This window comes from Gluconobacter roseus, assembly GCF_046058915.1.
Taxonomy (GTDB): domain Bacteria; phylum Pseudomonadota; class Alphaproteobacteria; order Acetobacterales; family Acetobacteraceae; genus Gluconobacter; species Gluconobacter roseus_A.
Genome location: NZ_CP175538.1, coordinates 15784 through 27868, shown reverse-complemented (window position 1 = coordinate 27868; position 12085 = coordinate 15784). Strand labels below are relative to the sequence as shown.

The window sequence follows — 12085 nt, the reverse complement described above, 5'->3', positions numbered from 1 at the left end:
TTTTTCTGGAGCCTCCCCTCAAACTCAGAGGGCGAGAACCTGCTCGGCCTCATGTACGACTTCCGCCAGAACATCGGCCTCGAACGGAGAGGTCAGTCCCGCTTCGGACACAAGCTGGGCGAAGGGTTTGGAGCCCCCTTCAGCGCAAAGCCTGCGATACGTTTCCAGCGTCCCTTCCCGATCCAGACGTGAGCCCAGCCAGAGCTGTAACGCACAGCACTGTGCCAGCGCGTAATCGATGTAATAAAACGGCACACGGTAGATATGGAGCTGCGCCTGCCAGCGACCACCCTTCGCCGGATATTCCAGATCACCCCAGTCCCGCCATGGCATATAAAGCTTTTCAAGCCGCTGCCACGTCTCATGCCGTTCTTCCGGCGTCATGTCCGGACGGGCATAAACTTCGTGCTGGAAGTGGTCCACGCAGACGCCATACGGGAAGAACGACAGCGCGTCGATCAGATGCATGCGGCGATAACGGTCTGCCGCGCCATCTTCGACCAGTTCGCCAATCTGCGGCCAGGTCAGGAACTCCAGCCCCATGGAATGGATTTCCGCAGCCTCCATGGTAGGCCAGAGCTGATCAATCCAGGGCAGATCACGGCTTTTCCAGTTCTGGAACGCATGACCCATCTCATGGGTGAAAACCCCGATATCATTATGGGTGCCATTGAAATTGGCAAAAATATAGGGCGTTCCAACCGTCGGAAATGACGTGCAGAACCCGCCACCAGCCTTGCCGTCCCGGTTCTTCAGATCAAGATACCCTAGATCCCGCATCTGGATATAAAAGTCGGCCATTTCCCCCGAAGGATCTAGCTCGCGGAACATGGCTTCTGCCCGCGCAACCAGCAGATCGTGGTCGCCAGCGGGTTCGGGATTTCCCTGAAGGTCAATGAGAGCCTCGTCCCAAGCCATCAGCCTGTCGCAGCCCATTTTCAGGCGGCGACGCTCCATAAGCGAACTGATGAGCGGCGTGACATAGGCCAGCACTTTTTCACGGAACGCTGCGACCTGCTCCGGACCATAATCCGTGCGGCGCATCCGGCGATAACCAAGCTCGATATAGTTCTCAAAACCAAGCGTCTTCGCCATCCGGTCGCGCAGGGCGACGAGCTTGCCATAAAGCGCGTCCAACTCTGCTCCGTTCTTTTCAAAAAAGGCCCAGCGCGCCTTTTCGGCATCATGACGGATTTCGCGGTCCAGTCCCTGAAGGTAAGGCACCAGTCCGGACAGGTTGAGCATCTTGCCATCGAACGGAATTTTCGCCGAAGCGAGAAGCGCGGTGTATTCTCCCGTCAGCCGTGCCTCTTCCTCAAGATCCGTGCTGATACGCGGATCGAAGGTCGTCGTATCCGATTCCCAGAGCCGGACCACATGCGGCGTCACGATGGCCTCAAGACCCTCACGGTCAGGATCCGCCAGAAGGCGTTTCTTCACCGTCACCTCATGATCGGTCGCAACCGGTGAAAGCCTGTCGGCATAATCCCGGTCCGCTTTTGCAGTCTCGTCCTGCGTATTGCGCGAAAACTGCAGATGGACGTGTGATGCCCAGGACTCATACTCACGTCGGACCGCATCAAACGCCTGAAGAGCTTCCACGCGATCGCCCGCATCAAGCATGGCCGCGATGGCATCGTAACGGGTCTTGAGCGACTGTTCGTCAGGCCGGGGAAAAGACAGTTCGGAAAAGGGAGGGAGTGTCTTTGTCATGGCACAATTCTGCCAGTCTCCCGCCTTTGCGTCCATGCCTGTCAGGGCTGCCGGATATCACCCACAAACCGTGCGATCCGGCGGCAGGCTTCCGCAAGCTGTTCGTCCGATGCTGCAAAGGACAGACGCAGATACGGACTGTATCCGAATGCAGATCCAGGCACTGTTGCGACATGCACTTCGTCCAGAAGCGCTTCCGCAAAGGCCACATCCGTATCGAGCAGCCGCCCCTGCCCCGACGTTCCACCAATCAGGGCTGCCACGCCCGGATAGGCATAAAACGCACCTTCCGGCATCACGCAGGTCAGACCCGGCACATCCTGAAGCGCTCTTACAACAAGACCGCGCCGACGCTCATAAGTCTCCAGCATCCGGGCGATCCCATCCGCATCCCCATCCAGAGCAGCCACTGATCCGGCCTGAGCGAGCGTGCAGACGCCGGAGGTGGAATTTCCCTGAACCGCGATCATTCCCTGGATCAGCGGAACCGGTCCACAGGCAAAGCCGACACGCCATCCTGTCATGGCGTAAGCCTTAGCCATCCCGTTCACGATCAGGATACGATCCGCCAGATCCGGCGCAACACTCAGCAGGGACAGGTGTTTGCGACCATCGAACGTCAGATGCTCGTAAATCTCGTCACTCATCACGAGGACATGCGGCGCATCACGCAGCACATCCGCAATGGCTTCGAGATCCTGACGTTCAAGAATGGCGCCCGTTGGATTGTTCGGGAAGTTCAGCACCAGCCATTTCGTCCGGGGCGTAATGGCCTTGCGGATGGCTTCGGGATCGGGACGGAAACCATTTTCCTCCCGACAGCGGATTTCGATCGGAACCCCGCCAAGCATCCGGGTAATCAGCGGATAGCTGACCCAATAAGGTGCAGGCACAATGACTTCATCGCCGGTTTCCAGCGACGCCATCAGCGCGTTGAAAATGACCTGCTTGCCACCATTCGCCACCATGATCCGGTCAGGTGTGACATCCAGACCATTGTCACGACGGAACTTCCGGATGATGGCCTCGATCAGTGGCTTCTGACCCGGAATTGGCGGATATCCGGTATCACCGGCCTTGGCCGCAGCATAAGCGGCTTCGATCGCTTCGGGAGGCGAAGGAAAGTCCGGCTGACCCAAGGCGAGCGAAATGACATCCGCGCCCTGTGCCTTCAGTTCACGGGCGCGAGCCGCCATCGCAATCGTTGCGGGCTTGGGAAGCCCTGCGAGGCGTGAAGCGATGGTAAAGCTCATGAAAGCCCCTGACAGAAAGCCTGGATCCGGGTGCAGGCTTCCTTCAGCAGTTCCGTGCTGGTCGCATAGGAAATGCGGAAATATCCCGGCGTCAGGAACGCCGTGCCATGCACGGCCGCAACTCCGGTCTCTTCAAGCAGGGCATTCACAAAAGCCTCGTCGCTGTCGATGAAGCGTCCCCCCTTGCTTGTCTTACCCAGAACTCCGGAAATGGACGGGAATGCATAGAATGCCCCTTCCGGCAAAGCACAGCTCAGACCTAACGCATCATTCAGCATCCCGATGACCAGATTGCGTCGTTCCTGGTAGACCGCCACCATTTCAGAAATGAAATCCTGTGGACCGGACACGGCTTCCTGCGCAGCAGCCTGTGCAATGGAACAAGGATTGCTCGTGCTCTGTCCCTGCAGTTTGACAAGCTGCCGGGTCAGTTCAACCGGAGCCGCGGCAAATCCGATCCGCCAGCCCGTCATGGCATAGGCCTTGGACACACCGTTCATCGTCACGGTGCGCGAGCGCAGGCGCGGCTCGACCTGCACCACAGTCTTTGCAACGGCACCGTCATACAGGAGCTTGGCGTACATATCGTCTGTCAGGATCCAGATATCCGGATAGTCCAGCAGCACATCCGTCAGGGCCTTGAGTGCCTCGGTATCGTAAGCCGCGCCTGTCGGATTGCAGGGCGAGTTGAGGCAGAGCCATTTCGTCTTGGGCGTAATCGCGGCGCGAAGCTGTGCGGCCGTCAGGCGGAAGCCGTTTTCCGGGTTCGTCTGGACAATAACAGGCGTGCCATCAGCCAGCGTCACGATATCGGGATAGGAGACCCAGGCCGGTGCCGGAATGATGACCTCGTCCCCCGCATTCAGGGTCGAGACCATAACATTGTAAATGACCTGCTTGCCGCCCGTGGAGACACAGATTTCCTCGGCCTTGTAATCCAGATCGAAATCAGCGTTCAGACGCGCCGCCACGGCCTTGCGAAGCTCAAGCGTCCCCGCAACATCCGTATATTTCGTCTTGCCGGCCTCAATAGCCCGGATGGCCGCCCACTTGATAAAGTCGGGCGTATCAAAATCCGGCTCACCTGCGGAAAGACTGATGATGTCACGGCCTTCAGCCTTCAGGGTACGCGCTTTCTGGGTCACGGCAATCGTCTGGCTGGGAAGGATACGGTTCAGACGGTCGGCGATAAAGGACATGACAGGTTTCCGGATCATTTTGATGCCGCGATCCTAGACACGTTCGGGCAGTTTTGACCACAGCGCGCCGGGCTACAGACAACAAAAAAAGGCGCCCTCCCTTTCGGAAAGACGCCTTGGAAACGGACAAGAGCCAAAACTCAGGCTAGTTTTTCCATCTCGCGAAGAACCGCCTGTCCCATCATTTCAGTCCCGACGCGCGCCATCCCTGGCGACATGATATCGGCGGTCCGCAGACCCGAAGCCAGAACATTGGACACGGCTGTCTCGATCAAATCCGCATCTTCACTCCGGTTGAGCGAGTAACGCAGCAGCATGGCGAAGGAGAGGATCTGAGCCAGAGGATTGGCAATCCCCTTGCCTGCAATGTCAGGCGCGCTGCCATGAATCGGCTCGTACAGGGCATTGCGCTTGCCATCAGCACGGACCGGACCAAGCGTGGCCGAAGGCAACATGCCAAGCGACCCGGTCAGCATGGAGGCCAGATCGGAAAGAATATCGCCAAACAGGTTACCCGTGACAATCACATCGAACTGGTTTGGATCACGGACAAGCTGCATGGCGCAGTTATCAGCCAGCATGTGGGACAGCTGGACGTCCGGATATTCGCGCTTGTGCACATCTGTTACGACTTCCTTCCATAGAAGGCCGCTTTCCATGACATTGCACTTCTCGACCGAGCAGACGCGGTTGTCGCGCTTGCGGGCAAGATCGAAAGCCACACGGGCCACGCGCTCGATTTCGGAGGTCGTATAGACTTCCGTATTGATCCCGCGACGCGAGCCATCAGGCAGCGTCTCGATCCCACGCGGCTCACCGAAATAGATGCCCCCGACCGTCTCACGGACAATCATCAGGTCCAGCCCGCGCACGACTTCAGGCTTAAGCGCAGACGCATCAATCAGCGCATCGAACAGCTTGGCCGGACGCAGGTTAGCGAACAGTTCAAGTTCCTTGCGGAGCTTGAGAATTGCCACTTCCGGACGCTTGTCAAAACTGACATGGCTCCAGGCCGGATCCCCAACCGAACCGAACAGGACGGCATCTGACTGACGGGCCAGTTCAATGACTTCATCACGGATCGGCACGCCATGGACGGCCAGAGAAGCCGCACCGACGAGTTCTTCCGTGATTTCAAGCTTCAGCCCGCGATGTGCACTCATCCAGTGCACGATCCGTGCGACTTCGCGCATGACTTCCGGACCGATGCCGTCTCCGGCCAGAACCAGAAGCTTGTGTGCGTCGCTCATTTTGAAGTTCCCATGGTAATTGACGGCACCCAGGCACGGCTCGGACGGTGCTCGAAACTGGTGATCTCGGCATCATGCGCCATGGTCTGCCCGATATCATCCAGACCTTCGAGCAGCATATGACGGCGGAACGGATCAACATCGAAAGCGATGGTTTCGCCGTTCGGACGCACGATCACCTGACGCTCCAGATCCACCGTCAGACGCGAATTCGAACCCTGACGGGCATCATCCATCAGTTCGTCGCAGATCTCGCGCGGCAGCCGGATCGGAAGAATGCCGTTCTTGAAGCAGTTATTGAAAAAGATATCGGCAAAGCTGGGCGCAATGACACAGCGGATTCCGAAATCCAGCAGCGCCCAGGGCGCATGCTCACGCGAGGAACCGCATCCCAGATTGTCGTATGTAATCAGGATCTCGGCATGCCGGTAAGGCTCCTGATTGAGTACGAAATCCGGATTTTCATTGCTGTCGGCGTCATAACGCTGGGCCGCAAAAGCGTTCTTGCCCAGACCTGTCCGCTGGATGGTCTTGAGGAAACGCGCCGGAATGATCTGGTCAGTGTCGATGTTCTCGGTCGGCATCGGCGCCGCAATGGCGGTCAGTTCCGTGAACTTGTCCATCACACGGTCTCCTTCACCAGTTCACGCACATCGCACAGATGCCCCGTAACGGCAGCAGCGGCAGCCATGGCGGGTGAACAGAGATGCGTGCGGCCATCCGGGCCCTGACGCCCCTCGAAATTACGGTTGGATGTCGAAGCGCAACGCTGACCCGGTGTCAGACGGTCCGGGTTCATTCCCAGACACATCGAGCAGCCCGCTTCCCGCCATTCAAAACCGGCATCAAGGAAAACCTTGTCCAGCCCTTCGGCCTCAGCCGCATGCTTCACCAGACCGGAGCCCGGCACAACCATGGCGCGAACGTTCTCGGCCACGCGCCGTCCGCGAACCACATCCGCAGCAGCGCGCAGATCTTCCAGACGGCTGTTGGTGCAGGAGCCGATGAACACGACATCCACAGGCGTCCCGGCAATTTTCTGCCCGGCTTCAAGGCCCATATAGTCCAGCGCACGCTGGATCTGGGCGGCACGGGCCGGATCGGCAACGGCCGACGGGGACGGCACGGAACCGTCGATCGGCAGCACGTCCTGCGGGCTGGTGCCCCATGTGACAGACGGGATGATCTCTTCAGCCGCGAGCGTGACTTCGGTATCGAAATAGGCCCCCTCGTCAGAAGCCAGACTGCGCCAGTAGTCACAGGCCTGCTCGAACGCTTCACCCTTGGGGGCGAAAGGACGGCCCTTCACATACGCAAACGTCGTCTCGTCAGGGGCCACGAGCCCCGCACGCGCGCCGGCTTCGATGGACATGTTGCACAGCGTCATGCGGCCGGCCATGTCCAGATCCCGGATGGCGGAGCCTGCAAATTCAATGACATGCCCGGTTCCGCCAGCGGTTCCGATCCGGCCAATGATGGCCAGCATGATGTCCTTGGCGGTCACACCGGGACCGACCTTTCCCTCGACGGAGACGCGCATGTTCTTCGCCGGCTTTTGCAGGATCGTCTGGGTCGCGAGCACGTGCTCGACCTCGGACGTGCCAATGCCAAACGCCAGCGAACCGAGCGCACCATGCGTGGAGGTATGGCTGTCACCGCAGACAATCGTCATGCCCGGCAGAGAAATGCCCTGCTCTGGACCGACGACATGCACGATACCCTGAGAGGCGGAGCGCAGCGGAAAATAGGGAAGGCCGAACTCGGCGACATTCTTCTCAAGCGTTTCGATCTGGAGGCGGCTTTCCGGCTCTTCGATCGGCTTGGAACGGTCGGACGTGGGAACGTTATGGTCTACCACGGCCACCGTGGCATCCGGACGACGCACGCGACGCCCGGACATCCGCAGGCCTTCAAAAGCCTGCGGACTTGTCACCTCATGAACGAGGTGCCGGTCGATGTAGAGGATGCACGTCCCGTCCTCGAGACGTTCGACGACATGATCGTCCCAGATCTTGTCAAAAAGGGTTCTGGGCGAATTGGTAACGGGCATCCTGTCTCTACTCCGAACGGTTTAGGAAGCGGCCTTGCTGTCCGCCTTCGGCAGATCGCGGGGACGCTCGGCAATACGGGCGGACTTGCCCGAACGGCCACGCAGGTAATACAGCTTCGCGCGACGGACCTTACCGCGACGCACGACTTCGATGCTCGCGATCGACGGTGCGTACAGCGGGAACACACGCTCCACGCCTTCACCGTTGGAGATCTTGCGAACCGTGAAGTTGCTGTTCAAGCCCTTGTTGGAACGGGCAATGACAACGCCTTCGAAGTTCTGCACACGCTCACGCGTACCTTCGACAACGCGGACGCCAACGCGAACCGTGTCACCTGCAATGAACTCGGGAACAGCGCGGACGCCGGAAAGACGCTCGATCTCGCGCGCCTCATACTGCTGGATAATGTTCATGACCAAACTCCTGAAAACAAAACTTCAATGGACCTGCTGTCGTGCCAGATACGCATCCCAGAGGTCCGGGCGGCGCGCCTTCGTGACGGCGATTGACTGTTCATGGCGCCAGCGGGCGATGGCACCATGGTTGCCGGAGAGAAGAATGTCGGGCACGTCCTGCCCGTCCCACACTGCCGGCTTGGTGTATTGCGGATATTCAAGAAGCCCGTCGGCAAAGCTCTCGTCCTGACCGCTGACATCCGATCCCATGACGCCCGGAAGAAGACGGACACACGCATCCAGAAGTGTCAGGGCAGGAATTTCCCCACCCGACAGCACGACATCGCCCATGCAGAGCTGCTCGATATCGTGCTTTTCCAGAACGCGCTCGTCCACCCCTTCAAAGCGGCCACAGAGAACGACGACCCCCGGACCGGACGACAGGCGCTCCGCATCTTCATGCGACATGCGCCGCCCCCGTGGCGTCGGATAGACGACCGGACGACCATCCAGCGCGGGGAGCGCTGAGAGGGCCGTATCCAGAACGTCTGCCCGCATCACCATACCGGCTCCGCCACCGAACGGCGTGTCGTCCACGGCCCGGTGACGTCCCAGCCCGTGCTGGCGCAGGTCATGCGCCTCACAGGACCAGATTCCCCGCTCCAGCGCCCGGCCCGCAAGGGAGAACCCAAGCGGTCCCGGGAACATGTCCGGGAAAAGGGTCAGGATGTCCGCGCGCCAGCTCATGCCCGTACCTGGACCTCACCGGACAGATCCCCCTCGACCTCGACTTCAACGGGCAGGATGAGAACCACTTCCCGTTTTGCAAGGTCCACGCGGGGCACACAGGCCAGCGTGAACGGCACGATCAGACCACGATCCACTTCGAGGCTGACGCCTGCGCCGTAATCATGAACCACCGAAACCGTTCCCAGAACATCGCCGTCTTCCGAGACTGCCGTCATGCCGATCAGATCGGCATGATAGAACTCGTCATCCCCGGTATCGGGAAGAACCGCACGCGGAACATACAACTTCGCATTGACCAGCCGCTCGGCAGCATTACGGTCAGGAAGATCCTGCCCGTCCGCATCCGTAAGCGCGGCAACGCCCGCTGAAACCCAGCGTGCCGTCCATGCCCTGCCCTGCGCATCATGCAGCGTACCGAGCGTCTCGACCGAAGCCGGATCGTCAGTGGCAGCATGAAGATGCACCAGACCGCGAACACCGTGCGGGCGACCGACGGTTGCAATCAGGACATCACTGTCAGGGTTGAAGCGGGGCACGTCTCGGACTTCCTGAAAAGCGGCTCAATCAGGCCGCAGCAGCAGCGGCAGCAGCCTTGGCGCGCTCCTGAGCCTTCGCCTTCGGAGCGGACTTCTTCGGCTGCTCGTTGTAGGTCGGCTTCGGAGCCAGGCCTGCATTGCCGAGGAAACGGGCAACACGGTCCGTGGCGAGAGCGCCGTTGGACAGCCAGTGCTTGATGCGGTCGTCAACCAGACGGATACGGTCGGCATGGTCAGCCGGCAGCATCGGGTTGTAGGAACCGACCTTCTCGATGAAACGACCGTCGCGCGGGCTGCGGCTGTCAGCAACAACGATGTGGTAGTAAGGACGCTTCTTGGCACCTGCACGTGCAAGGCGGATCTTGAGGCTCATGAAATACTCCTGAGAGACAGACTTGTAAAAAAACGGGGCGGATCAGCCGAAAGGCGGGCGTCCACCGGGCTTACCCCCGGGGCCACCCATGCCCTTCATCAGATCAGCCAGACCACCTGCACCACCCATGCCGCGCATCAGGCCACCAAGGCCCATTTTGCTGATACGCTTCATCATGGTGGACATGTCGTTGAACTGTTTGAGCAGACGGTTGATTTCCGGAACCGTGGTTCCCGAACCAGCCGCAATGCGCTTCTTGCGGGACGCCTTGATGATCTCGGGCGTCTTGCGCTCCTGCTTCGTCATCGAGGAAATGATGGCCTTGTGACGTTTGAAGATCGACGTATCGAGCTCCTTGTCACCCAGCATATCCTTGATCTTTCCCATCCCCGGCATCATGCCGAGAATACCGGAAATCGAGCCCATGCGGTTGATCTGGTCGATCTGGGAGACATAGTCATCCAGGTCGAACTTGCCCGCGAGCATCTTCTTTGCAACGCGCTCGCCTTCCTCGTGATCGAGGGTTTCGGCCGCACGTTCCACCAGCCCGGCCACGTCACCCAGGCCGAGAATACGGCCGGCAACGCGCTCGGGATGGAATTCTTCAAGCGCTTCGAGGTTTTCACCCGAGCCCGTCAGCTTGATCGGCGCGCCAGTGATGGCCTTCATGGACAGAGCCGCGCCACCACGGGCATCGCCATCCATACGGCTCATGACAACGCCGGTGATGCCGACAGCCTCGTTAAAGGCCTTGGCCGTGTTCACAGCGTCCTGACCGGTCATCGCATCGACGACCAGCAGCGTCTCGGCTGGCTTGGTGAGCGTGCGGATTTCCCGCACTTCATCCATCAGGGCTTCATCGATCGACAGACGGCCTGCCGTATCGAGGATGACAACGTCATAACCTTCAAGACGTCCCGTCTCGAGCGCACGCTTTGCGATCTGAACGGGAGACTGCCCGGCAATGATCGGCAAGGCCTGCACACGTCCCGTCTTGGCATTGACGCGCTCGGCCAGCTGCTGAAGCTGAAGCTGCGCCGCCGGACGCTGGACGTCGAGGCTGGCCAGAAGGACTTTCTTGTGCTCGCGGCTGGACAGACGCAGGGCGATCTTGCCGGAGGTCGTGGTTTTACCCGAACCCTGCAGACCCATCATCAGCACCGGCACCGGCGGATTGGCGGACAGGTTCAGCGGAACCGCCCCTGCCCCGCCAAGCGCGTCGATCAGCGCGTCATTGACGATCTTGGCGACGGCCTGACCGGGAGAAACGCTTTCCAGCACTTCCTGCCCGACAGAGCGTTCACGGACCTTGTTGACGAAGTCCCGCACCACAGGCAGCGCAACGTCCGCCTCCAGCATGGCGAGACGCACTTCACGCATGGCCTCGGTGACATCAGCCTCCGAGAGCTTCCCGTTCTTGGAAAGCCCATCGAGGACACCGGACATCTTGCCTGAGAGTTGTTCGAACAACGGGTCACCTTAAAGCAAACAGAAACACGCCACTGCGCGAGTCTTCGCGAGGTGGCGTGTCCGGAAACAGGACTGCTCTATCGTCTTGGTGCCGAAGCGTCAAGCGATAGAGGCAGGATCAGCAGTTTTCAGGGCATATCATCCGGATCGCCTTCCGGCGGATGACCCAGTAGAGCTTTCATCTGTTCGTGAAGGTCCCTGAGCTTGTCCATGGTCTCCTTGGCCTGCTGGCGCTGAGCCGGAGTCAGGAGATCATGCAGTTCTTCCATGGTCTCAAGATGAAGCGCGGAGACCTTGGCCTTGACCGCATCTTCCTGCTTGCTCAGGTCCGCAAGAGCGGAGCGGTCCAGATCGCCGGCCGTTTCAAGGGCCGTATGGATCTTGTCTTCAATAGCCCGCCCTTCGAGACGCAGGGCATGCTCATCCTGATGTGCTTTTTCAAAAATGGTCTTGAATTTCGCTTTCTGCGCCGTGGTCAGCGTCACCCCAGGCGGAATTGGAGGCATCATGTGACCCGGGGCACCATGCGGTCCTCCCGGAGGCGCGCGCATGCCGTCAGGAGCGTGATGCCCTTCAGCAGATGCCACAAGAGGCGCTATCGTCAGACCGAGGGCAGCAAGGACGGGAAGGAAGGCAGCGGGACGAAAAATCGTCATGGACGTCATATCCTTGGAGGTTATGGCAGCCGGAGACGCAGACATCGCGCCTCCACACCTTCCTAGATGGCATGCTTCAATGTTGCTGACCTCCCCCTTCTGCGTTTCAAAGAGTAAGGCGCAGGGGTTCATGTAACACGGCGACTTGACGGCAGACGCTTCCCGTCGCATGAAGCATCCAGATCCGCGCAGGGCTTTTCAGAAATGAAAGCCTTTCCGGATGGAGAGGTGGCCGAGTGGTTTAAGGCAGCGGTCTTGAAAACCGCCATACGTGAGAGCGTATCGTGGGTTCGAATCCCACCTTCTCCGCCAAGCTTCCAAAAAAAATTCAAACCCAATACCGCCCGGAACAGGCTGGTTTTCCCCCGCCTTTTGTTCTGCAGACACAAAAAAACCGTCTCTGAAGATACAGAGACGGTTTCTAATTATCCGAAAAGCA

At 59.4% G+C, this 12085-nt stretch carries 12 protein-coding genes and 1 tRNA gene; 1 reads left to right on the top strand and 12 read right to left on the bottom strand.

The window, feature by feature from the left end:
* Positions 1 to 24 precede the first annotated feature (24 nt).
* The 12 genes from ACJ2A4_RS00130 to ACJ2A4_RS00075 form a co-directional block, all read right to left on the bottom strand.
* A complete protein-coding gene (locus tag ACJ2A4_RS00130) occupies positions 25 to 1713 on the bottom strand; it encodes a M3 family oligoendopeptidase (protein WP_408873123.1) in 1689 nt (562 codons plus the stop codon).
* 41 nt (positions 1714 to 1754) lie between these two features.
* Positions 1755 to 2966: a pyridoxal phosphate-dependent aminotransferase gene (locus ACJ2A4_RS00125; protein WP_408873122.1), complete on the bottom strand. Its 1212-nt coding sequence runs from the start codon at positions 2964 to 2966 to the stop codon at positions 1755 to 1757.
* Positions 2963 to 4165, bottom strand: coding sequence for a pyridoxal phosphate-dependent aminotransferase (locus ACJ2A4_RS00120; RefSeq protein ID WP_408873121.1), 1203 nt, complete (start codon positions 4163 to 4165; stop codon positions 2963 to 2965). Before ACJ2A4_RS00120 ends, ACJ2A4_RS00125 begins: the two co-directional genes overlap by 4 nt.
* Positions 4166 to 4305: 140 nt before the next feature.
* Complete coding sequence (gene leuB, locus ACJ2A4_RS00115; protein ID WP_408873120.1) at positions 4306 to 5415, bottom strand: 3-isopropylmalate dehydrogenase; 1110 nt, start codon at positions 5413 to 5415, stop codon at positions 4306 to 4308.
* A complete protein-coding gene (leuD, locus tag ACJ2A4_RS00110) occupies positions 5412 to 6038 on the bottom strand; it encodes a 3-isopropylmalate dehydratase small subunit (protein ID WP_408873119.1) in 627 nt (208 codons plus the stop codon). The genes leuB and leuD overlap by 4 nt, the downstream gene beginning before the upstream one ends.
* Positions 6038 to 7465, bottom strand: coding sequence for a 3-isopropylmalate dehydratase large subunit (gene leuC, locus ACJ2A4_RS00105; RefSeq protein WP_408873118.1), 1428 nt, complete (start codon positions 7463 to 7465; stop codon positions 6038 to 6040). Before leuC ends, leuD begins: the two co-directional genes overlap by 1 nt.
* 21 nt (positions 7466 to 7486) lie before the next feature.
* Positions 7487 to 7879 (bottom strand): 50S ribosomal protein L19, encoded by a 393-nt coding sequence (gene rplS / locus ACJ2A4_RS00100; RefSeq protein WP_153429028.1) that lies wholly within the window; start codon positions 7877 to 7879, stop codon positions 7487 to 7489.
* A 24-nt stretch (positions 7880 to 7903) separates the two neighbouring features.
* Positions 7904 to 8608 carry a tRNA (guanosine(37)-N1)-methyltransferase TrmD gene (gene trmD / locus ACJ2A4_RS00095; protein ID WP_062509991.1) on the bottom strand — a complete coding sequence of 235 codons (705 nt, stop codon included), beginning with the start codon at positions 8606 to 8608 and terminating at the stop codon, positions 7904 to 7906.
* Positions 8605 to 9147: a ribosome maturation factor RimM gene (gene rimM / locus ACJ2A4_RS00090; protein ID WP_408873117.1), complete on the bottom strand. Its 543-nt coding sequence runs from the start codon at positions 9145 to 9147 to the stop codon at positions 8605 to 8607. The genes trmD and rimM overlap by 4 nt, the downstream gene beginning before the upstream one ends.
* Before the next feature lie 28 nt (positions 9148 to 9175).
* The gene (gene rpsP, locus ACJ2A4_RS00085) at positions 9176 to 9520 is read right to left on the bottom strand and encodes a 30S ribosomal protein S16 (protein ID WP_062509988.1); all 345 of its coding nucleotides are present in this window, start codon (positions 9518 to 9520) and stop codon (positions 9176 to 9178) included.
* 42 nt (positions 9521 to 9562) lie between these two features.
* Positions 9563 to 10990 (bottom strand): signal recognition particle protein, encoded by a 1428-nt coding sequence (ffh, locus tag ACJ2A4_RS00080; protein ID WP_408873116.1) that lies wholly within the window; start codon positions 10988 to 10990, stop codon positions 9563 to 9565.
* A gap of 128 nt (positions 10991 to 11118) precedes the next feature.
* Positions 11119 to 11646: a Spy/CpxP family protein refolding chaperone gene (locus ACJ2A4_RS00075; RefSeq protein ID WP_408873115.1), complete on the bottom strand. Its 528-nt coding sequence runs from the start codon at positions 11644 to 11646 to the stop codon at positions 11119 to 11121.
* A 222-nt stretch (positions 11647 to 11868) separates the two neighbouring features.
* Here ACJ2A4_RS00075 and ACJ2A4_RS00070 point away from each other — a divergent pair.
* Positions 11869 to 11958, top strand: a tRNA-Ser gene (locus tag ACJ2A4_RS00070).
* The last annotated feature ends 127 nt before the right edge of the window (positions 11959 to 12085 follow it).

Coding starts and splice junctions, on each gene's coding strand:
- ACJ2A4_RS00120 (WP_408873121.1), bottom strand. CDS start 4,165: ATGTCCTTTATCGCCGACCGTCTGAACCGTATCCTTCCCAGCCAGACG.
- ACJ2A4_RS00125 (WP_408873122.1), bottom strand. CDS start 2,966: ATGAGCTTTACCATCGCTTCACGCCTCGCAGGGCTTCCCAAGCCCGCA.
- leuD (WP_408873119.1), bottom strand. CDS start 6,038: ATGGACAAGTTCACGGAACTGACCGCCATTGCGGCGCCGATGCCGACC.
- trmD (WP_062509991.1), bottom strand. CDS start 8,608: ATGAGCTGGCGCGCGGACATCCTGACCCTTTTCCCGGACATGTTCCCG.
- rpsP (WP_062509988.1), bottom strand. CDS start 9,520: ATGAGCCTCAAGATCCGCCTTGCACGTGCAGGTGCCAAGAAGCGTCCT.
- rplS (WP_153429028.1), bottom strand. CDS start 7,879: ATGAACATTATCCAGCAGTATGAGGCGCGCGAGATCGAGCGTCTTTCC.
- ACJ2A4_RS00075 (WP_408873115.1), bottom strand. CDS start 11,646: ATGACGATTTTTCGTCCCGCTGCCTTCCTTCCCGTCCTTGCTGCCCTC.
- leuB (WP_408873120.1), bottom strand. CDS start 5,415: ATGAGCGACGCACACAAGCTTCTGGTTCTGGCCGGAGACGGCATCGGT.
- ACJ2A4_RS00130 (WP_408873123.1), bottom strand. CDS start 1,713: ATGACAAAGACACTCCCTCCCTTTTCCGAACTGTCTTTTCCCCGGCCT.
- leuC (WP_408873118.1), bottom strand. CDS start 7,465: ATGCCCGTTACCAATTCGCCCAGAACCCTTTTTGACAAGATCTGGGAC.